This is a genomic window from Streptomyces sp. cg35 (assembly GCF_050410835.1).
Lineage (GTDB): Bacteria > Actinomycetota > Actinomycetes > Streptomycetales > Streptomycetaceae > Streptomyces.
This window is the reverse complement of sequence record NZ_CP191268.1, coordinates 1,451,902-1,478,006: the sequence shown is the minus strand read 5'-3', so window position 1 is coordinate 1,478,006 and position 26,105 is coordinate 1,451,902. Positions and strand designations below refer to the sequence as shown.

The 26,105-nt window shown below is 68.8% G+C and carries 24 protein-coding genes; 14 read left to right on the top strand and 10 right to left on the bottom strand.

Going from position 1 to position 26,105, the window contains the following annotated elements:
- The first annotated feature begins 113 nt into the window (after positions 1-113).
- The gene (locus ACQUQD_RS07135; protein ID WP_428951107.1) at positions 114-2,111 is read left to right on the top strand and encodes a glycosyltransferase family 4 protein; all 1,998 of its coding nucleotides are present in this window, start codon (positions 114-116) and stop codon (positions 2,109-2,111) included.
- 224 nt (positions 2,112-2,335) lie between these two features.
- On the top strand, positions 2,336-2,551 hold the full coding sequence (locus ACQUQD_RS07130) for a hypothetical protein (RefSeq protein ID WP_428951106.1): 216 nt from the start codon (positions 2,336-2,338) through the stop codon (positions 2,549-2,551).
- A 307-nt stretch (positions 2,552-2,858) separates the two neighbouring features.
- Here the strand turns inward: ACQUQD_RS07130 and ACQUQD_RS07125 are convergent, their stop codons facing one another.
- The 7 genes from ACQUQD_RS07125 to ACQUQD_RS07095 all read right to left on the bottom strand — a co-directional run bounded on the left by ACQUQD_RS07125 (position 2,859) and on the right by ACQUQD_RS07095 (position 9,982).
- Positions 2,859-3,248 carry a nuclear transport factor 2 family protein gene (locus ACQUQD_RS07125; RefSeq protein WP_428951105.1) on the bottom strand — a complete coding sequence of 130 codons (390 nt, stop codon included), beginning with the start codon at positions 3,246-3,248 and terminating at the stop codon, positions 2,859-2,861.
- 390 nt (positions 3,249-3,638) lie between these two features.
- The gene (locus tag ACQUQD_RS07120) at positions 3,639-4,505 is read right to left on the bottom strand and encodes a MurR/RpiR family transcriptional regulator (RefSeq protein ID WP_428951104.1); all 867 of its coding nucleotides are present in this window, start codon (positions 4,503-4,505) and stop codon (positions 3,639-3,641) included.
- A 61-nt stretch (positions 4,506-4,566) separates the two neighbouring features.
- Entirely contained in the window at positions 4,567-5,880 is a 1,314-nt protein-coding gene (locus ACQUQD_RS07115) for a cyanophycinase (protein ID WP_428951103.1), read from the bottom strand.
- A gap of 136 nt (positions 5,881-6,016) precedes the next feature.
- Entirely contained in the window at positions 6,017-7,243 is a 1,227-nt protein-coding gene (locus ACQUQD_RS07110; RefSeq protein WP_428951102.1) for a M20 family metallopeptidase, read from the bottom strand.
- Entirely contained in the window at positions 7,240-7,992 is a 753-nt protein-coding gene (locus ACQUQD_RS07105; protein WP_428957475.1) for an amino acid ABC transporter ATP-binding protein, read from the bottom strand. The genes ACQUQD_RS07110 and ACQUQD_RS07105 overlap by 4 nt, the downstream gene beginning before the upstream one ends.
- Positions 7,993-8,042: 50 nt before the next feature.
- Positions 8,043-9,026: an amino acid ABC transporter permease gene (locus tag ACQUQD_RS07100; RefSeq protein WP_428951101.1), complete on the bottom strand. Its 984-nt coding sequence runs from the start codon at positions 9,024-9,026 to the stop codon at positions 8,043-8,045.
- Between the two features lie 2 nt (positions 9,027-9,028).
- Entirely contained in the window at positions 9,029-9,982 is a 954-nt protein-coding gene (locus ACQUQD_RS07095; RefSeq protein ID WP_428951100.1) for an ABC transporter substrate-binding protein, read from the bottom strand.
- Positions 9,983-10,284: 302 nt separating this feature from the next.
- Between ACQUQD_RS07095 and ACQUQD_RS07090 the strand changes: the two genes are divergently transcribed.
- Entirely contained in the window at positions 10,285-11,337 is a 1,053-nt protein-coding gene (locus ACQUQD_RS07090; protein WP_428951099.1) for a hypothetical protein, read from the top strand.
- A 62-nt stretch (positions 11,338-11,399) separates the two neighbouring features.
- On the opposite strand, the gene ACQUQD_RS07085 is transcribed toward ACQUQD_RS07090, so the two are convergent.
- On the bottom strand, positions 11,400-11,828 hold the full coding sequence (locus ACQUQD_RS07085; RefSeq protein ID WP_428957474.1) for a DUF3370 family protein: 429 nt from the start codon (positions 11,826-11,828) through the stop codon (positions 11,400-11,402).
- Positions 11,829-12,089: 261 nt separating this feature from the next.
- On the opposite strand from ACQUQD_RS07085, the gene ACQUQD_RS07080 reads away from it, so the two are divergent.
- A complete protein-coding gene (locus tag ACQUQD_RS07080; protein ID WP_428951098.1) occupies positions 12,090-12,686 on the top strand; it encodes a lipocalin family protein in 597 nt (198 codons plus the stop codon).
- Positions 12,687-13,588: 902 nt separating this feature from the next.
- A complete protein-coding gene (locus ACQUQD_RS07075) occupies positions 13,589-14,674 on the top strand; it encodes a YihY/virulence factor BrkB family protein (RefSeq protein ID WP_428951097.1) in 1,086 nt (361 codons plus the stop codon).
- 324 nt (positions 14,675-14,998) lie between these two features.
- On the opposite strand, the gene ACQUQD_RS07070 is transcribed toward ACQUQD_RS07075, so the two are convergent.
- On the bottom strand, positions 14,999-15,565 hold the full coding sequence (locus ACQUQD_RS07070) for a hypothetical protein (RefSeq protein WP_428951096.1): 567 nt from the start codon (positions 15,563-15,565) through the stop codon (positions 14,999-15,001).
- Positions 15,566-16,306: 741 nt separating this feature from the next.
- Here ACQUQD_RS07070 and ACQUQD_RS07065 point away from each other — a divergent pair.
- The 3 genes from ACQUQD_RS07065 (at position 16,307) to ACQUQD_RS07055 (ending at position 17,496) form a co-directional block, all read left to right on the top strand.
- Positions 16,307-16,609, top strand: a complete 303-nt coding sequence (locus ACQUQD_RS07065; protein ID WP_428951095.1) for a hypothetical protein — start codon at positions 16,307-16,309, stop codon at positions 16,607-16,609.
- A 105-nt stretch (positions 16,610-16,714) separates the two neighbouring features.
- Positions 16,715-16,948, top strand: a complete 234-nt coding sequence (locus ACQUQD_RS07060) for a hypothetical protein (RefSeq protein ID WP_428951093.1) — start codon at positions 16,715-16,717, stop codon at positions 16,946-16,948.
- A gap of 302 nt (positions 16,949-17,250) precedes the next feature.
- On the top strand, positions 17,251-17,496 hold the full coding sequence (locus ACQUQD_RS07055) for a hypothetical protein (RefSeq protein WP_428951092.1): 246 nt from the start codon (positions 17,251-17,253) through the stop codon (positions 17,494-17,496).
- Between the two features lie 80 nt (positions 17,497-17,576).
- On the opposite strand, the gene ACQUQD_RS07050 is transcribed toward ACQUQD_RS07055, so the two are convergent.
- The gene (locus ACQUQD_RS07050) at positions 17,577-18,410 is read right to left on the bottom strand and encodes a hypothetical protein (protein WP_428951091.1); all 834 of its coding nucleotides are present in this window, start codon (positions 18,408-18,410) and stop codon (positions 17,577-17,579) included.
- A gap of 58 nt (positions 18,411-18,468) precedes the next feature.
- Here ACQUQD_RS07050 and ACQUQD_RS07045 point away from each other — a divergent pair, with 58 nt between their 5' ends.
- The 6 genes from ACQUQD_RS07045 (at position 18,469) to ACQUQD_RS07020 (ending at position 26,091) form a co-directional block, all read left to right on the top strand.
- Positions 18,469-19,818 (top strand): 6-phospho-beta-glucosidase, encoded by a 1,350-nt coding sequence (locus ACQUQD_RS07045; RefSeq protein WP_428951090.1) that lies wholly within the window; start codon positions 18,469-18,471, stop codon positions 19,816-19,818.
- Positions 19,819-20,025: 207 nt separating this feature from the next.
- On the top strand, positions 20,026-20,217 hold the full coding sequence (gene tgmA, locus ACQUQD_RS07040; RefSeq protein ID WP_428951089.1) for a putative ATP-grasp-modified RiPP: 192 nt from the start codon (positions 20,026-20,028) through the stop codon (positions 20,215-20,217).
- 13 nt (positions 20,218-20,230) lie between these two features.
- Positions 20,231-21,247: an ATP-grasp ribosomal peptide maturase gene (gene tgmB, locus ACQUQD_RS07035; RefSeq protein WP_428951088.1), complete on the top strand. Its 1,017-nt coding sequence runs from the start codon at positions 20,231-20,233 to the stop codon at positions 21,245-21,247.
- 149 nt (positions 21,248-21,396) lie between these two features.
- Complete coding sequence (locus ACQUQD_RS07030) at positions 21,397-22,851, top strand: carboxylesterase/lipase family protein (RefSeq protein WP_428951087.1); 1,455 nt, start codon at positions 21,397-21,399, stop codon at positions 22,849-22,851.
- A gap of 152 nt (positions 22,852-23,003) precedes the next feature.
- Positions 23,004-25,058 (top strand): phosphocholine-specific phospholipase C, encoded by a 2,055-nt coding sequence (locus tag ACQUQD_RS07025; RefSeq protein WP_428951086.1) that lies wholly within the window; start codon positions 23,004-23,006, stop codon positions 25,056-25,058.
- 103 nt (positions 25,059-25,161) lie between these two features.
- The gene (locus tag ACQUQD_RS07020; RefSeq protein ID WP_428951085.1) at positions 25,162-26,091 is read left to right on the top strand and encodes a phospholipid scramblase-related protein; all 930 of its coding nucleotides are present in this window, start codon (positions 25,162-25,164) and stop codon (positions 26,089-26,091) included.
- Positions 26,092-26,105 lie beyond the last annotated feature (14 nt).

The window sequence follows — 26,105 nt, the reverse complement described above, 5'->3', positions numbered from 1 at the left end:
CTGCATCCAGTGGGTGCACACCGACAGAACACCCCACGCCAGCTCTTCGCGACAAGGAGTTGCTCGTGGCCCCCCACATCTCACCCCCCTTGGTTCACCCCTGCCCACCAGAGGTGGCCGACCCTTTCCTCCTGGCGCGAGCAACGCTCGACACTCCTCAAGCCTCCACCAGCCACTCGCTCCACGACGGCGACAACGCTCTGGAGCGCCTGCTGCTAGCCGAGTACGGCCAGGAACCGGATGGCCCCGCCACCACCGCCCCCGCACTCCTGCCCCCCGAGGACCTCGCCACGGCTGCACTACGGCGCGCCCGTCGGAGCGGGACCGTCCTGCCCATTGCGGCCCTCCTGGCCCATGGCCGCAGCGGCCCTCATGCCACCGTCGCGGCAACCGAGATGTGGCCCGAGACCGTCCGTTGGCACGGTGCGGCGCATGCTGAGGAAAGCCTCCGCTCGGCGCTGCGCCACACCACCTCCCCGAAGGACACCACGTTCCTGATCGACCTGGCCATCGCCGCAGACCTGCGTCCGCTCACCACGGACGCCACCGCTCAGCTACTGGAGACGGCCGACCGGGACCTGCGCCACACGCTCTGGCGCTATCTGCACCAGACCAACGGTCCGGACGCTCCGCTGCCCGCAATCACCGCCGCAGCCGACCCCTACGAGCGGCTCCTGCTGCGGCCTCCTCGACTCTCCCTGCCACGCCGTCCCGAGGCTTCGGGGCTATGTGTCGTCCAGAGCATGTTGCTCGGAGGCATCGAAACCCCCGGCGAAGGCGCAAGCGGCGGCCTCTCGGTCCTCCTGGGCGGCTTGGGCGACCAACTCGTCCGAAGCCCGGGCATCGGCTGTGTCATCACTCTGGTTGCCGCCGGACACCAAGACTTCGTCCACGACCCTCGACTGTCCTACGAGCGCAGCGCCGGGCACCACATCGTGCGTGTGCCCGTAGATGCACCCACAGTCCCTGCGCAAGGTGACATGCACCGCCACCATGCCGCACTGGCGTGGTGGGTTGTTCACCTGCTGCGTCAGCTTCCCCCTGTGGACGTCTTTCATCTGCGCTATGCCGACGACGGCAGCCTGGCGTTGGCGGACGCCGCTGAGCGGCTCGGCAGCGACATGGTGTTCACCGTGACCCCGGATCCACACCGGCATCTCAGTCGTCGGCACGCCGATACGCGCGTCAGCGATCCCAGGCGCATGGCGGAACTCCGCTTCGACCTGCACAAGGTCTTCGCCGCGGATCGCCTGGTGGCCCGGGCCACGCGCGTCGTATCGATTCCCGGCCGCAGCGGCAGCCAGGAACTCATGCGCTACTTCCCGCAGATTGTTGGTGCCAACGCCGGCGCGGGCCCCACCGCAGCTCCCGAAGGAATCACCCCCTTTCGCGCCTCGCCGCACCGCGAGGTGAACGGAGCAGCGCCGCTTCGAACGTTGTATGCCGACAGCCGACGCGGCGATGCGCTGGGACCGGAGGACCAACACCTACCCCTGTGGCTGTGTGTGGGCCGCCTGCATCCGATGAAGCAGCAGGACCACCTCGTCCGCGCCTGGCTGGCTACGGAAATGTGGCGCGTCTCCACTCTGGTTCTCATCGGCGGAGCGCGCATCGGGGCCACGGAGGTGGAGAAGCACATGAGGAGCGAGATCGACCGCCTGCTCGAAGGCAATCTGACCGCCCGGCGGCGGCTGGCCTTGCTGCCGGCCCGAGAGAACCAGTGGATCAGAAGCCTGGAGCGCGTCCTTGCCGATCCTGCTCGCGGCGTTCCGGCCTGGTATGTGTGCCCTAGCGCCAAGGAAGAGTTCGGCATCGCCGTGTTGGAGGCAATGGAAGCGGGACTGCCGGTAGCAGGTCCGCACAGCGGCGGAGTACCGCACTACCTGCAGGACGGCGTCAACGGCATTCTCTGGGACACAAACCGGCCAGCGGGACTTGAGGAAGGCATGCGTCGTCTGGCCCGCCTGCCAAAGGGCAAGCGTCTCGACCTGGCCAAGGCAGGGCAAGAGACGGTCCGACAGCAATTCTCGGTGGAGCGTATGGCCCGTGTCCTTGCAGCCGAGTACCGCTCCGCCCGAAAGGCAGTCAGGCCGGGGCAAGACCGCGCCTGAGTATGTCGTCACGAACATGTCCTGACGAACCATGGGAAAACGCCGTGCGGCAGTGCGGCGCGGCGCCGCACTGCCCCTGGCCCGTGGCCCGGCGCGCCGGGCTGCAGACTCGATGCATCCGATTGTCTGTTTTGTCGCGAATCAGGTGTTGTAAGTGCGCAAGATCCGGTGTGCCGTTCCCAACGACACCGAGCGGGCGCATACTGCATCTCCCTGGAGGAACTGTGATCGTCAAGAAGCTGCACGATGCCGGTCTCAAGAGCGAGCATGCCTACCTGGCCGCAGTCGGCTCCATCGGGCTGTCCCTAGCCTCGTGGCTCACCTCCAGCAGGAGCGAGAGCCTGGAGCGCGCTGACCGCTGGGGAATCTTCGTCGGCGAGTGGGCCCCCACGTTTTTCGCGCTGGGCCTGGCCCTGGCCAATTACGAAGAGCCGGAGTGACTGCTCAGGCTCTGCCATCACTTCGCCGCTGACGCAGGTATCCGACGTGCCGGAGTGCGGAAACGCCTCGCTGGAGCCGACGGAATCGCCCGCACCCAGCGCGGCGCGAACCGCATCTGGCACGGCTACCTGGCGTCAGGCGACCGCCCCCTGTTTCGCGTTCGGGGAGAGTCGCACCCTGCCCGGCGCCCCACTCCACGTCTTCGGCAATCACCGAGCGCCACAGGTCCATGTCGCCGGTCGCCGAAGCTGAGGTACTGCAGGCGAACCGCTTCTGAGGGGCTTCGCAGCTGCACTGGGGTGGTCATCAGAACATGCCGTTGGCGTTGGCAGCCGTCGTGGGAACCTCCTGGATCACATCCCAGTGCTCAACGACCTTGCCGTTCTCCAGCCGGAAGTAGTCCGCCAAAGCGCGGCCGGGGTTGTCCGGGTTGCCGGGCTCGAGATCGAGGTGGGAGTGGGTGACCACCAAGTCGCCTTCGGCGATGATGCGCTTGATGTCCAACTTGAGGTTCGGGTACTCACCGCGCAGCCAGCGCACGAACCCGATGAACGCCTCGGCACCGTCGGCCGCGTCCGGGTTGTGCTGAACGTAGACGGGACCGAAGTGGTCGGCGATTGCCTTCTCCGGGTCGCCGCCGAACGCAGTCTGGTAATAGTCGACGACGATCTGCTTGTTGCGCTCAAGATCCGACACGAGATGCACCTTTCGGGGTTTGCGGCTCCCGGGTGGCACTCGTGTGTCTTGCAAGAGAAATCCGCCGGGAACCCGCCATGGAGGGGGTTTGTCCCTACGCGTCATGAATGGCTGCCGGGGCGGACAGCCGACGCTGGTCGTACTTTCTCTTGCCGCCCCGCTCAGAGGGGGCGTACGAAGGGATCTGCAACCAATACTGGCTGTGATTTCCCGTCGCGATAACTACATTACGGCTACACCGCTCCTGGTGCCATGGACCAAAGTCCTGCCCTCCGTCGATGAGGCGAAGCATCCCGAAAGGCCAGATGCTGTTGCTCTGTGCGGCCACTCAGGCCGTGACAGAAGGAGAACGAATACTTGACGGTGCGGCGATGGGCCTGCCTGAATCCTTCACGCCATGCCCGTGGCCCGGGTGATCCGTTCGCCTTCCTTCAAGCGGAGATGAGCCTCCTCGCCAAGGGCGCGTACCAGTCCGGCCACCACCGTCTCGATCACAGCCATGGTCGGCACCAGGCTGTCGTAAGGGGAGGGGGCGGTCACCTGGGCTGCTAGCACCACCTCGGAATGGGCGGCAGCGGGAGACAGCCACGTGTCGGTGAACAGAACGACACGTCCGCCGCGTTCGCTGAGCAGTTGGGCGAGCGCAACCTTGTCCGGCTCGTAGCGCCGGTAGTCGAAGACGACCAGGACGTCACGGCGGCCCCAGCCGGTCACGGCGGCGGTCCGTTCCACAGTGCGCTCGGACAGCACAGAGATGCCATCGCGTAGCTGCATCAGATGCAGGGCCAGATACTGGGCGAGATGGTGAGTGAAGCGACCGCCGGTCACAGTGATCCGGCGTTTTGGATCGCCGAGCAGTTCGATGGCGCGCTCAAGGTCGTGCGGGGGCAACTCGTCGTAGGTCTGGGCGAGCGCCGCTGTGAAGACCCGGCGGCCCTGGCCGAGCAGCCCCTCCTCGGCCTCTTGTTCGCCAAGGGAGCGGTCGGCCGCCTCGTACAGGGACAGGGGGGAGGCGCTGCGCGCCTCGAGCTCGGCGCGCAGACCGGCTTGGAAGTCGGGGAAGCCCCGGTATCCGAAGCGCCCCACGAACCGGAGCACGGTGGGGGCGCTGACGCCGGCGCGTTCGGCCACGGTGGCCACGGTCTCGAAGCCGGCGGCGGGGTAGTCGGCGAGGAGCACCCTGCCGACCCGGCGCTCCGCTGGACTGAGTTCCCCCAGCTGGTGGCGGATAAGGTCGGCGAGGGTGCCCTGGGCCATGGAAACGGTTCCTTTGTGAAAGAAGCGGCTGAACGACCCTAGCGCTGTGCGGGGCGACAGGTCAGTGCGCGTCGATGTCCAGGCGCAGGTTCACGAGAGTCTGGGGCGTGTGGCCGTCGCCGGTCAGCGGATGGAATCCGTGCGGCTCGGTCAGGGTGACGGTGAATTGGGGGGCGCTCTCGTAGGTGCTCGCGGTGGCGGCGCGTTGGGTGGATGCCGCCAGTGCCCGGGCTGTGCTGCGCAGGCTGTAGGGGGTGCCTTCGGGATTGTCGGCGGAGTAGAAGACATCCGTGTTGACCGGCACCGGAACGTCATCTGACGGTGCCAGCCGGTGCTTGTGGGGCGTCGCGATCGCGCCGGTCAGCGGATCGTAGCGGTCGCCGGAAGTCAGGTAGCTGTAGCGGGCGTTGTGCAGGTACCACCCTGCCGTTCTCTCGCCGGTGTGCGCCCGGGACAGGTTGAGGACGCTGACCCCCTGACTGCCGACGACGTGCACGCGCTCTCGTCTGCTGCCGGGGCGCTCGACCACCAGCGCGGTGTCCTCATCGAGTGCATAGACGACGTCGTGGCCTGTGTCGGCGGCCAGCCGCAGCGAACGGCCCTCACGCCCGGTGGTCCCGGTGTGGGTGTCCAGCAGGCCCGAGCGCAGGAAACCGAAACCACCCTTCGGCAGGTAGCCGAGAACGGTCGGATCGTCGAAGTAGCCGGGTCTGCTGCCGTCACGCAGGGCCGGATACGAGTCGCCGCCGGTGAGCATGTCGGGGCCGGAGGCGATCTGAGCGCCGGCGCTCGAGCCGGAGACCACCGCGCCGCCGGCCAGCTTGGCGCGGATCGCGGCGAGCACCTTCGAGTCGGTGCGCTGTTCGCCGTGCAGCAGGCTGGTGACGTACCGGTACTGGTCGCCGCCGCCGAAGAAGAACCCGGACATCGAGTTGATCTGTGCGACCACCGCGTCGGAATCGGCGTTGGCGAGGTGATCCAGGTCCACCGGGATCCACTGGGCGTCCGCTGCGCCGTGGCGCCGGAAGAGATCGGCGTAGTAGGCGCCGTTGCACTCGGAGTTGCTGCACTGCTCGGGATCATCCGCGTTCGGATCCTGGCTGGCCGGCACGGAGGCCGCGGTCAGAACGCCGATGCGGGCATGCCCCGGGCCGCCCGCGCGGCGGATGATCTCGCCGTATACCTGGGTGTTGTCGTCCTTGAGACCGCCGCCGACCAGGACGAGTGATCCCTGGCCCGCGGCTGACGCCGCTGCGGGGGAGGCGGCAGGCGCCGGGGCCGCGCCGATCACGGCGAGACAGACGGCGATCCCGACCGAGCCAAGGCCGCGGCGGATGCCGCGTGGCGGGAGAGAAGGCCTTGCGTGAGTGCTCATCGCGAGTCTCCTGAAGGGGGCTTCGTGCCGCGTGTGGCGGCTGGCGAACATACGGCGGTGCGGTGCGTGTTTGGGGCGCGGCAGGCCGGAGCGCGATTGCCGCGCCCTTCCGTCTGCTGACGGACTCAGGCGGTTGTTACGTGGACGAGTGGCCGTGGGCATCGCCCAGCTCGATGATGAGCGCGGCCAGCAGGGCGATGCGGCCGGGCACGGAGGACACGTCCAGCCATTCAGCAGGGCTGTGGTCGCCGCCTCCGATGGGGCCCAGCCCGTCCAGGACCGGGGTGCCGGTCCCGGCGATGACGTTTGCGTCGCCGACGCCGCCGGTCGCCGCCGCGCCCACGGTCAGACCGAGGACCGCGCCCAGACGCAGCGCCGATTCGGCGAGGCGGCGGACCTGATCAGTGGCTTCCATCGGCGGGCATACGTCCGTCACTTCGACCGCGGCCCGCGTGCCGGCAACTGAAGGCCTGCGGGTCAAGTCCTCCACCGCCTGGCGGCAGTTGTGCAGAGAGTCCGCGCTCGAGGACCGGATCTCCACATGCAGCTCGGCCTCGGCGGGCACGATGTTGGGGCGTGAACCGGCCCGCACCACACCGACGTTGACGCTCACGTCAGGGAACCTGCCATTGAGGTCCTGCAGGGCGACCACGAGATGCGCCGCAGCCAGCGCAGCGTGGGCGCCGCGCTCCGGCTCGATTCCGGCATGCGCGGCGCGCCCGGTGACCGTCACCCGTAGATCCGCCACCCCCTTGCGCGCGATGACCAGATCGCCGTTCTCGCGCGCGCATTCCAGCGCGAGAGCGCAGTCCGCTAGCGAGGCCGTTGCCTCGGTCACTGCGCGGCTGACGGGTGACCCGATCTCCTCGTCAGGGGTGGCCAGCAGAATGAGTTCCGCGTACTGGTCGAAGCCGAGTGCGTCGAGCGTCTCGACGGCGTGGATCCCGGCGAGAAGTCCCCCCTTGTCGTCACTGACCCCGGGGCCGTGCGCGCGATCGCCGTCCACGGTGAACGGGCGCACGGCGGCGGTTCCGTCGTCGAACACGGTGTCCATGTGGCCGGCCAGAAGGATGCGGCGCGCGCCGTCCACATGCGCCAGCGCACCCGCGCGACGGGCCACGAGGACATCCCCGGCCTGCTGGCCAGTCGGCAGCGTTCCTCCGGACAGTCGCTCGACGGCGAAGCCGAGTCGGTACATGCGGCCCTCGACCCAGTCGGCCACACGGTTGATGCCGTCGGCGCTGTAGGAGCCGGAGTCCACGGCGACGAGCTGTGCCAGTTCGTCGAGATAGCGGGGGAGGGACGTGCGGGTGTGTGCCAGCAGACTGTCCGTGGTGGGACGGCCGGCGACCGGGGCGCTCACAGGACCTTCGACAGGAAGGCGCGGGTGCGCTCCTGCTGGGGCCGGGTCAGAACGTCCCGCGGATCGCCTGCTTCCACCACGAGGCCGTCGTCCATGAAGACGGCGGTGTCGGCCACCTCGCGTGCGAAGCCGATCTCGTGGGTGACGACCACCATGGTCATTCCGTCCTCGGCGAGGGAACGCATGACGTCCAGCACGTCACCCACCAACTCCGGATCGAGCGCGGAGGTCGGCTCGTCGAACAGCATGAGACGCGGCTTCATGGCCAGCGCCCGGGCGATCGCGACACGCTGTTGCTGCCCGCCGGACAACTGGGCGGGGTGGTGATGAGCCCGGTCGGCGAGGCCGACCCGGTCGAGCAGTTCCATGGCCTCCTCGCGGACCTGCGCCCGCTGGCGGCGGGCCACCCGCACCGGGGCTTCGGTCACGTTCTCCAGGGCGGTCAGATGCGGGAAGAGGTTGAAGCGCTGGAACACCATGCCGATGGAGCGCCGGTGCTCGGCCGCCTCGCGTTCGCGCAACTCGTACAGTCGGCCGTTGCGTTCGCGGTAGCCGACGGGCACGCCGTCCACGGTGAGACGGCCGCCGTCGATCTTCTCGAGGTGGTTGATGCAGCGCAGGAAGGTCGACTTTCCTGATCCGGAGGGGCCGAGCAGGCAGCACACCTGGCCGGGTTGCACGGTCAGGTCGATGCCCTTGAGTACCTCCAGGCGGCCGAAGCTCTTGCGGACCCCTTCGGCGCGCACCATCGGCTCGGCTGTCGTGTGCGTGAGGCCGTGAGCGGTCTGTGAGGCGGTGGTCATGCGGGGTCCTTCGTGGTCTTGTGCGAGTCAGCCTGCGCGGCCGCCGGTTTGCGGGCGAGCGCGCCGGTGGAGAACAGGCGGGCCAGCGGCGAGGTGCGGCCGGCGGACTGGCCGCGGCCATAGCGCCGCTCCAGCCAGGCCTGCGGCAGACTGAGCAGGCTGACCAGCGCCAGGTACCAGAGGCTGGCGACCATGAGCATCGGGATGACCTGGTAGTTCTGCGCGTACACATCCTGGATGTTCGACATCAGGTCGTGTGCTGCGATCACGGAGACCAGGGCGGTCATCTTGAGCATGTTGATGGTCTCGTTGCCCATCGGCGGGATGATGACGCGCATCGCCTGCGGCAGCACGATCCGGCGCATGGTCAGAGCCGGCCGCATGCCGAGCGAGTGGGCGGCCTCGGTCTGTCCCGGATCGACGGACTGGATGCCGGCGCGCACGATCTCGCTCGCGTAGGCGGCCTCGTTGAGACCGAGCGCCAGCAGTGCGGCGACCGAGGGGGTGAGAAGGGCGTTGGTGTCCCCGCTGAAGAAGGTGATGTCGGTGAACGGGATACCGATGAGCACCTTCTTGTAGAGAGCGGCGGCGTATCCCCAGAAGATGATCTGGACGAGCAGTGGCGTGCCCCTGAAGATCCAGACGAACAGGGTCGACAGGCCGTACAGCACCGGGTTCTGCGACAGGCGGAGCACGGCGAGCAGAGTGCCGAGCACCAGGCCGAGCGCCATCGCGGCCGCGGTCAGCCACAGTGTGGTGACCAGGCCGTCGAAGATCAGCCCCTCGAAGAGGTAGTCGCCGACGATGTCCCAGTGCAGGTTGGCGTTGCGGGCGAGCGAACCGATGAGGCCGCCGACGGCCAGCAGAGCGGCGAGCGCGGCGATCCAGCGGCCCCAGTGCCGGACCGGCACGATCTGCGGTTCGCCGGGGGGCGGGACGTCGGTGCGGGAGCTGCCCGCGGTGACGGAGGCGGTGGTCATGATCAGTCCACCGCCGCGTTCTTCGTGGCGCTCTTCAGGGCGATCGACGCGACGCCGTACTTGGCGTAGATCTTCTTGACGGTGCCGTCGTCGATCAGGGACTGCAGCGCCTTCTGGACGGCGTCGGTCAGCTGCGGCAGCTTCTTGGATACGGCGATGCCGTTGGGGGAAGCGTTGTAGCCGCCCGGGGCCTTGGGATCCTCGACCAGGTCGAAGGCCTTGCCCGCGTCGGCGGTCTTCGCGGTCCAGCCGGCAGCGGGCTTGGTCAGGACATCGGCGTCGACCTTGCCCGAGCGCAGGGCCAGTTGGGCGTCGGAGTCCTTCGGGAACGTCTGGATCTTGATCTGCTTGCCGCCGGCCTTGGCGCACTCCTGCTGGTGCGCCTTGAGGAGCTTCAGCTGGTTGGTGGCCGCCTGCACGGCGACGGGGCGGCCACACAGGTCGTGCAGAGTCGTGATCTTCTGCGGGTTGCCCTTCGCCACGAGGATGCCGGAGCCGGACTGCGAGTAGTCAACGAAGTCGACGACTTGCTGACGCTCCTTGTTGTCGGTGATCGCCGACATGGCGGCGTCGAACTTGCCCGCCTGGATGGCCGGCACGATCCCGTCGAACTTCTGCGGGGTGAACTTGAAGACCACTCCCAGCCGCGCGCCCAGCGCCTGGCCCAAGTCGTAGTCCAGGCCGGTGAGTTCGCTTCCGCCCTCCTTCACGAACATCTCGAAGGGTGCGTAGGGGACGTCGGTCGCCACGCGTACCGTGCCGGACTTCTTGACCGCGTCCGGCAAAGCCGCGTGCAGCTCTGCGTTCTTCTTGACCGTGACCCCGGCGATCTTCAGGGATGCAGGGGCCTTGGAGGCCGGGCCGTCCGAGGCGCTGTCGCAGGCGCCTAGGAGGCAGACGAGCACTGCGCTGGTAGCAGCCAGGACGAGGGGGCGTGATGCGGATCTGGGAGTCACGGAGGGTTCCTCTTCGCTTGCGGCGGAGCCGTCGGGTCCTTCGAGCAGGGAAGTTACATCCTGCGCCCTTGCATGGGTAGATGTATCGATCGTTACGTTCGGGTAACACAACGCGGCGACCCGTACGAATCCCATGAAAAGCGAGCTCAGTGCTGCAATGACGGGCGCTTCGAGGTCGCGGCAGGGCAAACCTGGAATTACATATAGCGCCAATCTTTCGCTGCTTGTATGTTCCGAGTCCGCCTCAAGGTGTGGTCGGCGTACTCACGCCGGGCCAAGAGGCGTGAGCGGAAGGAGACTCCGTGAAACCCCTCTCCCTCACCCGTGGTGCGCTGCGCTCGGCGCTGCTCGCCTCGGTTCTCGCCCTGACCGTCGCCGGGCTGGCGGCACCGCCCGCCGCGGCGCGGGCCGACCGGGTCCGTCTGGGCAGCTCCAGCGACGTCAGCCGCAGCACTTGGTCCGGTCCGGCCTTCACCATGAACGGCGACGGTGGCGTCGTGGCAGCGTCGATGGGCCGGGCGATCGACACCATCCGCGGCGCAACCGGCAGCCTCGACGTCGTGGTCCTGGCAGGCTCGGCCCCTTCGTCCGGCAGCGCCACCCCCGAATGCGACGCCGTGATGCGCCTCGCGGGCGTCAACTCGTGTACGAGCTGGACCCTCACCGCCGCGTCCGACGGCAACAACGCACAGGTGAACCAGGACATCCGCAACGCCGAGTTCGTCTACTTCGCCGGCGGTGACCAGTGCCGCTACGCGGCGTGGAAGGGCACCAGCCTGCAGGCGTCGGTCAAGTCCGTCGTCGCCAAGGGCGGCGGCGCCGGCGGCGGCAGCGCCGGCACCCACATCAACAGCTCCGTCGTCTATGACGCCTGCCGGGGCAGCATCACCAGCAGCGAGGCCCTCGCCGATCCCTACGACTCGTACGCCACCTTCACCACCGGCATGTTCTCCTGGCCGCACTACGCAGACACGATCAACGACTCCCACTTCGTCGCCCGCGACCGCATGGGCCGCCTGATGTCCTTCACCGCGCGTGCGGTGAAAGACGGCCTGACGGGGCAGGGCAAGGCCTGGGGCGTGGGCGTGAACGAAGGCGGCGGCTCCCTCTACCTGGATCCACAGGGCAAGGCCACCCTCTACGGCGCCGACGCCTACATCGTCCTCGCCGACCACCAGCCGGAAAAGGCCGCCGCAGGACAGCCGCTCACCTACCAGGGCTTCAAAATCTGGCACCTGAAGCCGGGTGCCACGTTTGACTTCGCCCAGCGCCCCAACTGCGGCTACTACCTGCGCAGCGTCACCAACGGCCGCGCCGACTCCGGGCTCTACGACGGGACGCCGTCCGCCTGCTGAACCGTCGAGTCACCGCTGTGGCGCGGGCCGATCCCAGCTCGCGCCACAGCCGCGTGCCCTACCTACACGCTCTCCAGCAGCAGTTGGGAGCCGGCGCTGATCAGCCCTGGCACGATGAAGCGCATCCGGATCTCGCGCCTACCGTGCGGTGGCAGCGTCAGCGCCGAGAGCGTGTCGCGGGGCGCCGTGGGCCGCACGTACACCGTCCGTACCTGCTCTGGAGCCCGGTCGATCGACAGGCCCAGCGCCCCGTTCCATGTGTCGCCGGGTACGTCGGTCGCCCCGGTGATGTTGGAGCCGAAGGTGATCTGCACTGTCCGCTCCTGCGCCATGGGGTTGCGCAGGAGCAGCGTGATGTCGTACCAGGAACCGTAGTTGCCCCAGCTGCGCTGCGAGGAGTCGGACAGGGCCGCGGTGGCCGGCGCGGCCTTCTGAGACCGGCCGCGCGGTGCAGGTAGCGGGACTGAATGTGTCCTGGCAGCTTCAGGCAGACGCCTGCCAGGTGTGTGCCGATCGCGCGGACCTGTCGACAGCGGGCCGGACAGTGGCCCCTGGCGGCTCGTGCGAGGTTCTCAGCTATCTGTTGCGAAGCGTCCCCACACGGTCTGTCTGTACGTGGGCTTCGGCCAGGATGAAACTGATGTTCAGATCTGGACGGGTGCATCCGCTGCAGTGTCGGTGGCAGAACGGATTGCGAACTGACGCTTCGACAGAGCCCCACCCGGAGGACAACTGTGACTGACCCTTCCCGAGTGCGCCGCGCCATGGCATGTGCCGTTGTTGCTTTGGCAGGAACGGCCGCCCTGGCAGCAACTCCCGCAATGGCCGCAACGCAAGACCAGTCTGAGCCTGCGCCCGTAGCGAGCGTCGATGTGGCCAGGTACACCGGCAAGTGGTACCAGGTCGCCGCTGTGCCCGCGCCGTACGAGGCTCAGTGTCTGAAGAACTCGACGGCCAGGTACGCGCTCACGGAAGCCGGCACGGTCTCCGTGAAAAACAGCTGCACGTCGTACTTCGGTCTCACCAGTTCAGTGAAGGGAGACGCAAAGCCCTTGGACACAAGCGGTGCGCGCCTGAACGTCTCCTTCCTGGGGCTGAACGGTCGCTACGCGCACGGCCAGGACGCCAATTACATTGTGGTTGGCCTCGATACCCACTATCAGTGGGCCGTCGTCACCGACTCCAAGCGCCGAAGCGGCTTTGTGCTCTCCCGCACCCCTCGACTCGGAGCAGAACAGACGCATGCAGCGCAAACCGCGCTGCGCGGTGCAGGCGTAGACCCGTGCACCGTCGCGTACACCCCGCAAGACGGTGGCAACACCACCACCAGCCCGTTCTGCAAGGGATGATCCAAAACTCTGCTGAACCAGCGTGCTGTGAGTGCCGCTCCGCCGGTGTGGACGTCACGCTTTGAGTTCATGAGCCACAGTGGGAGCGCATGACAACCTCCTGCAGGATCGTGGGCTGGGCCGGGCGCCACACCACCGGCCCAGCGCGGTGGCTCAACCGTCGCTCAGCTTGTTTTTTGTGGTTCATGAGTTTTGAGTTGATTACATTCGGCGATGGATTCGGGGCGTTTGGTCGATTTGCCCACGTCGTAACGGGTGGCGGGTCCGTCCACCCCCTGAGCATGCACGATTGGCGCGGCCTGCGCCTCGCTGCCTCAAGAACCTGACGTGGCGTCATGAAAGTCGGCAAAGGGTCAGCATGGAGGCGGCCAGAAGTGACGGCACCTTGCGGTACCTGCACATCAAGACTCGCTCACATTTCCATGCTGACCTGAAGGTTTGCAGGTCGGGCGCGTCCACGTAGGGTGCAGGCGTGCCCGTGCAAGAGAACCAGTCGTACCACTGCACTGCGTTGCCGACGGAGGCGGCGAAGAGCTGGCGGACCGGGTGAACAGGGCGCGTGACGGTCGTGGTGGTCTCTGCCATGATCCTGTCCCGTCCCCAGGAACGTCCCTGTTCACGCGCGGGTTGAGGCAGTCGACATCCTGCCGTCGTCCCCGCCCGGTAGCCCGCGGCATGGACACCTCCTACGAGACGTGGCTCGGCATGGTGTCGGAGAGGTCCTGCCACCTGTCCCGGGCGACGGCAGTTCCTCGCCGGGATCGGCCTCCGCCTCGACGGCATCACGGCTCTCCATCTGCCCGGGCGCAGGCCTCCAGCCCGCCTTCAGGCTGAACGGAGACGCCGGGTGATTTCTGGATGTCGCAGGCATGGCCCGGAACGAAGCGGCTACCCGCCGGCGTATGGGCGACCCGAAGGAACATGGGAACGACCGTCATGAGCGCCGCACGCACGACGCTGCGGTTCCCGCGGCCGGCGAACGGACACCGGCGCCTGATGCTGAGCGGTTCGGGCCCGGCGAGGAAGTGGAACGGAAGGCACCGGACAGCCCGACCGACTTGCCGAGGCGGTCCTGGGGCGCGGTGCTCAAGGGCAGCCTGAGGGAGTTCAAGGAAGACGAACTCGCCGACCGGGCAGCCGCGTTGACGTACTACGGCGTACTGGCTCTCTTCCCGGCCCTGCTCGTTCTGGTCTCACTGCTGGGCATCACCGGCAGGTCCACCACGGACGAGGTGCTGTCCCATCTCAAACAGCTCACACCCGGTTCGGCGCGCGACATCATCACGCGCGCCGTCGAGGATCTGCAGGGCAACAGCGGCACCGGCTCCGTTCTGGCGATCGTCGGCCTCGTGCTGGCCGTGTGGTCGGCCTCCGGCTACGTCGCGGCGTTCATCCGTAGCGCCAACGCCGTCTACGACGTGCCCGAGGGCCGTCCGGCGTGGAAGGTGCTTCCCCTGCGCGTCGGCGTGACCGTGATCCTGATGCTGCTGGCGGCGGCCAGCGCGCTCATCGTCGTCTTCACCGGTGGCGTGGCCCGCCAGGCCGGCAGTGCGCTGGGCGTCGGCGACAGTGCCCTGACGGTGTGGGGGATCGCCAAGTGGCCCGTCCTCGTCGTCCTGGTCACGATCATGATCGCGATCCTGTACTGGGCGGCACCGAACGCGAAGGTCAAGGGCTTCCGGTGGATCACTCCGGGCAGCTGCCTGGCCCTGCTGCTCTGGCTGGCCGCTTCCGCGGGGTTCGCGTTCTACGTGGCGAACTTCGCCTCGTACAACAAGACCTACGGCACGATGGCAGGCGTCATCGTCTTCCTCGTCTGGCTGTGGATCAGCAACCTGGCCATTCTGCTGGGCCTCGAGTTCGACGCCGAGACCGCACGTCAACGCGCCATCGCCGGCGGCCACCCCGCCGAGGCCGAGCCGTACACCGACCCCCGGGACACGCGGGCGTGGAACGAGCGGGACAAGCGGCGTATGGACGAGACCTGAGGGCGTGCTGGGCGTCGCCGCGCAGGTGGACCCGCGCGGCGGATACGTACCGGGGCATACGTCACGTCAGCCACACGGAGACGGACCTGTCGAATTTACCGATCTCCCCTGCTCCCCTGCGTTCTGGAAGAAATGCAGATTGCGAGAGGGCGTAGAGAGCAGGGCGGATGCAACCTGCCTTCTGTCGGATGCCGGATTTCGAGGAAAGGGGGCTTGGTTCGTTTCGTTCGACCAGGATCCGCGCCCCCTCGGCGGGCGTGAATGACCCTGGTCGAATTCCGACTGAATTCCACGCGGCACTGTCCGGGCGGGCGGAACCGAACGCTACGGCCTGTCGTTGAGAGTGAGCGCCCGACGCAGCACTCCGGCACTCTGCTGGGACGGTCGCTGCTGCTCACCCATGAGAGCGTTCATGGCGATCAGACCGGCCGTCAGTGCGGGAACCACCCACTGCATGACGGCCAGTTGCTTCTGCGCCTGGTGAACGCCGACCGGGATCTCCTCGGCCGTCTCTTGGCCTTCTTCCTTCCGCGAGGAGGCCAGGTCGACCTTCTTGCCCAGGATCCGTGTGTAGGCGGTGGCGGCGAGTGCCCCGCCGGTCAGCAGGGTCTTGGCGGCAGTCGCAGCAGCAACGCAACGCTGCCTGTTGACACGCCCGCTGTTGGCGAGCAGCAACCCGGCGCCACCCACCAGATGCGATCCGATCGCGGCCGCGCCCAGGGGCGTCCACTTGGCCCAGCCGACGGACGCGATCCGTGCGATGCCGAACTCTGTGACGCCCTCTTCCTTCGCGGCCCCGTTGAGTCCGACTGCTCCCATCAAAGAGCCGCCGAACCAAGCAGCCAGACCGAGGTCGTGGGCCGTGCGCATGAGTGTGTTTCGTTCTGTCACGGAAACCCCTCGGGATCATTGGGCGTGGGTAAGACGAAAGGCACGTGCGCAATCCGCTCCACCCGGCTCTGCTTTCGCACTCATGAGATCCGCGTGGATATCCAGAGGGGTGGGCAGGCGGGAGGTCCGGGGCCTTGCCGGTATGCTAGATGCGGAAGGTGTCTAGTAGCCATCCGCTTCGAAGTGCTGCGCAACATACGCACGCGAGAATTTCTATCGCGCCGCGCGCTGCGCAAAGTCATCTGGTCGTCCTGGTCTCCGAATTCATCAGAAACGTGGCCTGCAAGCCCCTTCGAGCGAGGTCAGCACGGCGTTGCCGACGGAGGCGGCGAGGAGCTGGCGCAGTGGGTGAACAGGGCGGACGCCGGCGGTGTCTGTCATGATCCAGGCCCGTTCCCCGGCACGTCCCCGCTCGCGTACGGGCCGACGCAGTTGTCATCGTGCCGTCATCCACACAGACGTACTGCAACTGTCGGCGTGAGCCCGGTGTCCCGGGCGCCAAGCGTGTGGTTCTGGCCGGAATGCGCGCTGCCGCACGGCCCCACCGGCACCCGGGACCACCCGGGCCGCCTGATACGGCTCCGCCTGGCGCAGCCTCCTCTGTGGCCTCCCTGGCAGATGGCCAAGGAGCGCGGGAGGTGAAAGGGCGCGCGCGCCGGCGCGTTCCGATGCCCATGCCTCGGGTACGCGCCTGCTCACACAGATGTCGTCCGGCATCTCGATCCAGGAAGAAGACACACGATGACCGCAGCTTCGTCCCCTGGGTACTCGGAATCCGGCCCGATGCGGGACACGCACACGGCACCTCGTACTTCGGCGGAGACGAAACCCTCGTTCAAGACTTCAGAGTTCTTCGCCTACGTCGCATCCGTGATCGCCGTTCTCATCGCCTCCTGGGCGGTCGGTGACGGCGCGAACGGTGTGGACCGTTTCCCCGCCGACCGGGCATGGCTGTACGTCACCCTGCTGACCATCGGTTATGTGATCAGCCGTGGTCTGGCCAAGAGCGGCAGCCGCGAAGACAACGAGACCATGCGCCGCTGATCCGGCGTCGATCGAACCGAGCAGTCCGGCCTCCCCGGACGGGAGAGGCCGGACCCGCCGATCCTCGACAAGAGGCGCGGCGGACAACCCCGTTAGGGGAACAACGTGATACCTGCCCTGCTCGTCGTCTTCGTGATCCTGGTCGGGCTCGGCTTCGTGAAGCCCATCCTGTGGCTGGCCGCGGCCGCTCTGATCTACGGCATCTGCCGCTACTGCCGCAGGGACCGACTGTGGCGCGGCGACGATCCGGAGTACGTGGAGTACCGGCGCGACCGGGCCATGCGTGAACGATACGAGCGAAGCTACGACGCGGACCGGCGCAGCTTCTGGCGCCCGTGAGGTCATGCCCTGAAGCGAGCCGGTGCGCAGAGCCCGGCGCCCCTCGCTCGCCCCACCAACTGGCTCTGATGTCAGAGGGCATGGCTACTATGTGGCTGGTTGACGAGACCTGAGAGACGAGGTGCATCGGTGCAGACGGCCGACCACCACCATGTGGTGACAGAGAACCAATAGGGGCGCCTGGCCGGCGCTCTCCTGTTGCGACGCCCCACCGGGCGGCGACGCCGAGGTCGATCCGGCGGTGGGATCACTCCCGCCCCGATGCAGACAGCGGCGCTCCGACAAGCATGGGAGGGCCTTCTTTGTCTGCCACCACGTCGACCTCTGTCACCACGCCGATCTCTGTCGCTACGCCGACCTGTGACCACCGTGTCTACCACGTGGTCGTCGTCAGCCTGATCTCCGTGGTCATGGGGCTCATCGTCGGCATCGGCTTCGCCGCTCTCGGACAGCCGCCGTTGAAGGCGGCCGTGTCCGGTGGAGGCGTCCTGGCGTTCGTCTTCGCTGCGGGGATGAGCGTGGTCGCGCATGTGAGCAAGCGTCAGTAGCAGTGACCCAGGGGGCGGGGAGGGGGAACGCGCGATCTGTCGTGATCGCGATCATCCCCCGAACCCCGCCACCGCCCACCTCAGGAGTGCCGGTACGCGATCACGGCCGTCGTCACCAGGCACGGCGCGGGCGGCACGACCGCGACGCGCAGGGTGCCGCGCGCGGCGTCGTAGTCGATGCCCTCCGCCTCGAACGCACCCGAGCAGACGCTGCGCTGCGGGATGGCGAACGCCGTCGTGACGTGACCCGTGACCGGCTTCCCGTCGAGCGGGCGGTCCAGCGCGACCTCCAGCACCTCCTTCGTCGCGTCGTCGGACGAGCACAGCAGATGCGTGGCGTCGGTGAAGTCGCAGCCCTGGATGTTCTCGACGGGCTTGTCGAGGGTGATCTGCCCGGCCTGCGGGAGGTTCGTGCCGGGGGCGGGCGCGGTCGGGTTCAGCACCGGCGTGGGGAAGACCTGGAGCCGGTTCATGGTGCCCCATTCGCCGGACACCAGCCACTGCTGGTCGGGCGACACGGCGGCGAACGAGTTGTTGAGCAACTCGCCCTGATCCAAGGCGTGTTCGTATGTGGTGCGCTTGCCGTCCGGGGCCGTCGCCGCGAACATCTTCTTCGTCGCGTCGTCACCGCCCTGGTACGCGTCGAAGGTGTAGCCGCCCGCCACGTCCGGGTCGCCGACGTGGGACCAGCCCGCTATCCGCAGGGACACCGGGATGGACGCGAGCCCCCGGTGCACGAGCGAGCCGTCGGCGCGGCTCGCCAGGCCCTGACTGCCGGTCAGCGAGTTCACGTGGGTCGTGCCGGTCTCGGTCCACGCGGGCGCGGCCGTGGCCGACGCGGTGCCCGCGCCGAGCGCCAGCGCGCCCGTCAGTGCGGTGAGGGAGAGGAGTTGGCGTCTCGTGCGCCGGTTCATGGGGGGCCTCCGCCGGTCGAAGATCGGGTCGGGGACCAGGCTGCCCTACGATCGCGGCATGAGGCTGACGATTCTCGGCGGTGGCGGATTCCGGGTGCCCCTCGTGTACGGAGCGCTGCTCGGCGATCACGCGCCGGGCCGGGTCACCGAGGTCACGCTGCACGATGTCGACACGGACCGGCTGCGGGCCATCACCGGAGTACTGCAGGAACAAGCCACCGCGGTGCCCGACGCGCCCGCCGTGCGCGCGACGACCGATCTCGACGAGGCGCTGCGCGGCGCCGACTTCGTGTTCTCCGCGATCCGGGTCGGCGGCCTGGCGGGCCGGGCCGCGGACGAACGCGTCGCCCTGGACGAGGGCGTGCTGGGACAGGAGACGGTCGGCGCCGGCGGCATCGCGTACGGGCTGCGCACCGTGCCCGTGGCCACGCACATCGCGCGCCGGGTCAGGGAAGTGGCCCCCGACGCCTGGGTCATCAACTTCACCAACCCGGCCGGCCTGGTCACCGAGGCCATGTCCCGGTACCTGGGCGACCGGGTGATCGGCATCTGCGACTCGCCCGTCGGCCTCGGCCGCCGTGTCGCCCGGGTGCTCGGCGTGGACCCGGCCGACGCGTGGATCGACTACGTCGGCCTCAACCACCTGGGCTGGCTGCGCGGGCTCCGGGTGAACGGCCGGGACGAACTGCCGCGCCTGCTCGCGGACGAGAAGCTGCTCGGCTCCTTCGAGGAGGGCCGTCTGTTCGGCACCCGGTGGCTGCGCTCGCTCGACGCGATCCCCAACGAGTACCTGCACTACTACTACTTCAACCGCGAGACCGTCCGCGCCTACCGGGAGGCCGGGCGTACCCGGGGCGCCTTCCTCGCCGACCAGCAGTCCGCGTTCTACGCCGACCCCTCCTTCGCGAGCTGGGACCGCACCCGCGCCGAGCGCGAGGCCACGTACATGGCGCACAACCGGGAGGCCTCCGGCGCGGGCGAGCGGGACGCCGCCGACCTGGAGGAGTCGGGCGGCTACGAGAAGGTGGCCCTCGCCCTGATGCGGGCCATCGCCCGCGACGAACGCGCCACGCTCATCCTCAACGTCCGCAACCGGCGCACCCTGTCGGCGCTGGACGCGGACGCCGTCATCGAGGCGCCCTGCCTGGTGGACGCCAACGGCGCCCACCCCGTCGCCGTCGACCCGCTGCCGCCGCACGCCACCGGCCTGGTCACCACGGTCAAGGCCGTGGAGCGCGAGGTGCTCTCCGCCGCCGAGTCGGGCTCGCGCGCCACCGCCGTGAAGGCGTTCGCGCTGCACCCGCTCGTCGACTCCGTGGCGGTCGCCGACCGTCTGGTCGACGGCTACACCAAAGAGCACCCCGGCATCGCCCGGCTCATCGGTGGAGGACGCCGTAAGGACGTGTAAAGGCTTGTAAAGGCGGTATTGGGAAGGGGCGGCCCGAAAAGCCGCCCCTTTTCCATGCCCGACGCCGCGTCATGCCCCGTGGTGCGGAAGCAACTCCTCCGCGGGTGTGACGCGTTCTACAGAGAGAATCTGAAAATTTCCTCAGGAGAGCGACGCCGGAGAGTCACCATGCGCTTGACTTGGTGCGCCCCCCAACTAGGAGTACACATGCGACCGTTCGCCCTGAACTACGCTCGCCCCGCGCGAGAGACCGAGGTCAGCGCGCCGTACACATACGACTCCGCACTGCAGTTGAATCTGCTGCCTGACGGCGGAGTGGCCGCACGCGACTACGCTGTGTTGCGACAATGCGCGGCCACCACGTCCACAGCCGGTTCCAAAACCCATTTCGACGACTGAACGGCCGCCGCAAATGACGGTGCTGATCCTGACGAGCGAACAGGATGTGACCGCCGACATGGCGGTCGTCGAATTGAACGCCAGGGGAATCCCGGTCCTCCGCCTCGACCCGGCCGAACTGCCCGGCGGCGTCGACGTGTCCGGCGAGTACGCGCACGGCGTGTTCCAGGGCCACCTCTCCGTCGGCGGCCGCGTGGTCAGCATGGGCGGGCTGCGCTCCATCTGGGTGCGCAGACCCGGCGCGCCCGCCGCGCGGTCCAAGGCCGCCTCGGCCTGGCTCACGGAGGAGGCCTCGCAAGCGCTGTACGGGATGCTCCGCTGCACCGACGCGCGGTGGATGAACCATCCCGACGCCGCCCGCCAGGCCCGGCACAAGCCCTGGCAGTTATGGCTGGCGCGGACCTGCGGACTGCCGGTGCCGGCCACGCTGATCACCACGTTCCCGCGGGTCGCGCGGGAGTTCGCCGCGCGCTACCCCGACCTGGTCGTCAAGCCGGTGTCCGGCGCCCATCCCGGCGACGGCGGGCTCGCCGTGCCCACCACCCGGGTGCGGCCCGACGAGGACTACCGGGACGTGGCGCACGGTCCGACGCTGCTGCAGCGCAGGGTGCGCAAGACCGCCGACATCCGCCTCACCTGCGTGGGCGACCGGATGTTCGCCGCACGGGCGAAGAGCGGGCCGGACGACGCCGACGAGGTGGTGGACGTCCGCTTCGACCCCACCGCCGGTCCCTGGCGCCCGGTGAGCGTGCCGCGACGCGTCGCGGACGCCGTGCACGCCTACCTCACCCGCTCCCGACTGGCGTACGGGGCCTTCGACTTCGCCGAGGACGCCGACGGGATCTGGTGGTTCCTGGAGTGCAACCAGTCCGGGCAGTTCGGCTTCGTGGAGATCGAGACCGGGCAGCCCATCGGCCGGGCCGTGGCGCAGTGGCTCGCGGGAGAGCCGCTGGACCCGTCCGGGGCGGGACCGGGCGAGCGGGCGGGCGGGACGCCGGGGGAGGACGGCGTGCGCGCGGCCGGCGACTGACCGCGTGGCGGACCCGACACGTCCATGATCTTTACGCGAGGGCGGCCGGCACGGTACGAGAGAGGGTGGTGCCTGCCGCCGGGCCCGCGATCGCCTCACGTGGTCCGGCGCCGCCGCGCTCGACCGTCCGACCGAGGGAGCCCCACCGCATGACCGACGCATCCCCCGAGTGCACCACCCGGCAGGGCGCCGTGCGCGGCCGCACCGAGCACGGGATCAGCGCGTTCCTCGGAGTGCCGTACGCCGCCGCGCCGTTCGGGCCGCTCCGGTTCGCCGCACCCGCACCCGCCGCACCGTGGTCCGGGGTGCGCGACGCCACCGCGTACGGTCCCACCGCGCCCAAGGCCCCGTACACACCGCCCTTCGACGCGCTCATCCCGGAGACGTCCCTGCCGGGCGAGGAGTGCCTCAACCTCAACATCTGGACCCCGGAGCCGGGTCCTGGCGCCCGCCTGCCCGTCATGGTGTGGCTGCACGGCGGCTCCTTCTCCAACGGCTCCGCGAACTCCTCCGGATACCGCGGCGAGACGTTCGCCCGCGACGGCGTCGTCTTCGTCGGCGTCAACTACCGGCTGGGCACGGACGGTTTCCTGCACCTGCCCGGCGCCCCGGACAACCGCGGTCTGCTCGACCAGATCGCCGCCCTGGAATGGGTGCGCGACAACATCGCCGCGTTCGGCGGCGACCCCGACCGCGTCACCGTCTTCGGCGAGTCGGCGGGCGCGGTGGCCATCGGACAGCTGCTCGCGGAACCGGGCGCCCGTGGTCTGTTCCGGCGGGCCGTGCTGCAGAGCGGGGCCTGTCACCACTTCGTCCGGCCGGACACGGCGCGCCGGATCGGGGAGCGGATGGCGGCGCGGCTGGGCGTCCCGTACACCGCCGAGGCGTTCGCGGCCGTTCCCCTGCCCGAACTGATCGACGCCCAGGCCGGGCTGAGGGACGACTTCGCGCGGCGGCCCGATCCGGCGGTGTGGGGCGACGCGGCGCTCAACGGCATGGTCTTCGAGCCGGTCGCCGAGCGGCTCCGGCTGCCGGGACCCGAGCTCGGCGTCGACCTCCTCGTCGGCTCCAACACCGAGGAGAACCGGCTGTACATGGTGCCGACCGGACGCTTCGACACCATCACGCAGGAGCGGCTGCGCCGGGGCGCCGATGCCTACGGCGCGGACCTGGACGGGTACCGGACGGCCCGCCCCGGCGCGAGCCCCGGCGAACTGCTCGGCGCGATCGTCACCGACTGGTTCTGGCGCGTCCCGGCCCTCCGGCTGGCCGAGTCCGTCCCCGGGACGCACGTCTACGAGTTCGCCTGGCGCTCCCCGCAGTTCGACGGCGAGCTCGGCGCCTGCCACGCCCTCGAGCTCGGCTTCGTCTTCGACCTGCTCGACGACCCCGACTACCTGCCGATGGCGGGCAAGGACGCCCCGGCCGGACTGGCCCGCACCGTGCACGCCGCCTGGGTCTCCTTCGCCGCGACCGGGGACCCGGGCTGGGCCGCGTACGACCCGGCGGGGGAGCGGGCGACGATGGTGTTCGACGACGGCGCCTGCCGCACCGAAGCCGATCCCCGGCCGGCGGAGCGGAAGATGTGGCACGACGTGCGGTGACGCGCCGGTGGTGACGTCGCGCATCAGCCGCGCACATTTTGCGCGACTGTCACTTCGGCCCCCTTTCCTTCGGCCCCGGTCATCTTGAACACTCCCCGTTGCCCCTCTTCGTGGACCGACCACCATCGAAGCAACAGGAGACCCCCACACCCATGACGGAACTCAATCGCCGCCGCTTCCTCCAGATCGCCGGAGGAACCGCCGCCTTCACGGCGCTGTCCGGCTCCATCGACCGCGCCGCCGCGATCCCCGCCGCGCGCCGCAGCGGCACGGTCCAGGACATCGAGCACATCGTCGTGCTCATGCAGGAGAACCGTTCCTTCGACCACTACTTCGGGTCGATGAAGGGCGTCCGCGGCTTCGGCGACCCGCGTCCGGTGACGCTGCCCAGCGGCAAGCCGGTGTGGAACCAGTCCAGTGGCGGCAAGGAGACCCTGCCCTACCACCCGGACGCCGACGACCTCGGCATGCAGTTCATCGCGGGCCTCGACCACGACTGGGCGGGCGGCCACAGCGCCTTCAACAGCGGCAAGTACGACAACTGGATCGCCGCCAAGGGCACCGGCACGATGGCCTACCTGACACGGCAGGACATCCCGTTCCACTACGCGCTCGCCGACAAGTTCACCGTCTGCGACGACTACCACTGCTCGTTCATCGGCGCGACCGACCCGAACCGCTACTACATGCTCACCGGCCACGTCGGCAACGACGGCACCGGCGGCGGCCCGGTCCTGGGCAACGAGGAAGCGGGCTACGGCTGGACGACGTACGCCGAGCGCCTGGAGCAGGCGGGCGTCTCCTGGAAGGTCTACCAGGACATCGGCGACGGCCTCGACGCCGCCGGCGGCTGGGGCTGGATCGACGACGCCTACCGCGGCAACTACGGCGACAACTCGCTGCTGTACTTCAACACCTACCGCAACGCCAAGCCCGGCGACGCCCTCTACGAGAAGGCCCGCACCGGCACGAACGCCAAGGCGGGCGACGGGTACTTCGACGTCCTCAAGGCCGACGTCAAGGCGGGCAAGCTGCCGAAGATCTCCTGGATCGCGGCGCCCGAGGCGTTCTCCGAGCACCCCAACTGGCCCGCGAACTACGGTGCCTGGTACATCTCGCAGGTCCTCGACGCCCTCACCTCGAACCCCGATGTGTGGAGCAGAACGGCCCTGTTCATCACGTACGACGAGAACGACGGCTACTTCGACCACGTCGTGCCGCCGTACGCCCCGGCCTCGGCGAACCAGGGCCTGTCGACCGTCGACACGAAGCTCGACTACTACCCGGGCGGCACCCGCGCCGCGGGCCCCTACGGGCTCGGGCAGCGTGTGCCGATGATCGTCGTCTCGCCGTGGTCCACGGGCGGGTACGTGTGCTCGGAGACCTTCGACCACACGTCGATCATCCGCTTCATGGAGAACCGGTTCGGGGTGAAGGAGACCAACATCTCGCCGTGGCGCCGCGCCATCTGCGGCGACCTCACCTCGGCCTTCGACTTCTCCCTCAAGGTCACCGACCCGGCGGACCTGCCCGACACCGCGGGCTACGAGCCGCCGGACCGCGACCGGCACGACAGCTATGTGCCGAAGCCGCCCGCGCAGGGCGCGCTGCCCAAGCAGGAGGCGGGCTCGCGGCCCAGCCGCCCGCTCGGGTACGCGCCCTACGTCGACGGTGCGCAGGACGTCGCGACGGGCAAGTACAAGCTGACGTTCAGCGGCGGCGACAAGAAGGGCGCGGCCTTCCAGGTCCGCTCCCAAAGCCGCACCGACGGGCCGTGGACCTACACGGCCGAGGCCGCCAAGTCGATCGCCGACAGCTGGAACTCGGCGTATTCCGGCGGCGGTTACGACCTCACCGCACACGGCCCGAACGGCTTCCTGCGTGCCTTCAAGGGCAACAACAAGGTCGCCGAGCCGGAGGTGACCGCCCGCCACGACGGCGGTACGGGCAATCTGAAGCTGACCCTGAAGAACCCGACCACCGCCGACGTCCACCTCACGGTCACCAACGCCTACGGCGGCCAGCCGCAGACGTACACGGTGCGCGCCGGGGCGACCGCCGAGCAGACCGTCGACCTGCGCGGCACCAAGCGCTGGTACGACCTGAAGGTCGTCCTGGAGGGCAACGCCGGGTACCTGCGCCGCCTGGCCGGGCACGTCGAGAACGGGCAGGCCGGCGTGAGCGACCCGGCCATCGCGACCGCGTGAGCCCCGTGTGCCCCTCCGCCCCTGCGACATCAGGGGCGGAGGGGCACACATCACACTGGTGCGACCTGGATGTATTCCTGGGGCGTCGCGATAGTGTGCCCCGGTGACCACGCAATCGAACACCCCTGCTGGCTGGTACCCGGATCCGCAGGGGACTCCCCAGACCCTGCGGTGGTGGGACGGTTCCCAGTGGACCGAGCACACGCACGCCCAGGGCCATGCGCCCGCCCAGCAGGCGCCCGCCGCGGGGCAGGTGCCGCAGCAGGCGCAGCAGCCGCAGGCCCAGCCGGTGCAACAGCCCGCGCAGGGACAGTTCGCCGGGTACGGGCAGCAGCAGGCCTACGGCGCCCAGGCGCAGCAGAACGCGGACGCGGGCCGGGTGCAGCGCCAGGTGCAGCAGCAGGCCGGGGTCGCGCCGACCGGTCAGGGCGGCGGCTCGCTGTTCACCGAGCCGGTGCTGGTGGTGAACCAGAAGGCCAAGCTGATCGAGCTGACGAACGAGTACAGCGTCATGGATCAGAACGGCAACCAGCTGGGCTCGGTCACCGAGATCGGCCAGAGCAGTCTGAAGAAGGCGCTGCGGTTCGTCTCCAGCGTCGACCAGTTCATGACCCACAAGCTGGAGATCCGGGACGCCTACGGCCAGCCGCAGCTGGTGCTCACGCGCCCCGCGAAGTTCATGAAGTCGCGGGTCGTCGTGGAGCGCCCGGACGGCTCGCCGGTCGGTGAGATCGTCCAGCAGAACATGATCGGCAAGATCAACTTCGCGATGAACGTGAACGGCCAGCAGGTCGGCGCGATCAAGGCGGAGAACTGGCGTGCCTGGAACTTCGCGATCGTCGACCACACGGACACCGAGGTCGCCCGCATCACGAAGACGTGGGAGGGCCTCGCCAAGACGATGTTCACGACCGCGGACAACTACGTGCTGCAGATCCACTTCCAGCTGCCCGAGCCGCTGCTGAGCCTGGTCGTGGCCACGGCTCTGACGGTGGACACCGCGCTGAAGCAGGACTCGCGCGGCTTCGGGTGACCGGACCTTCGGGT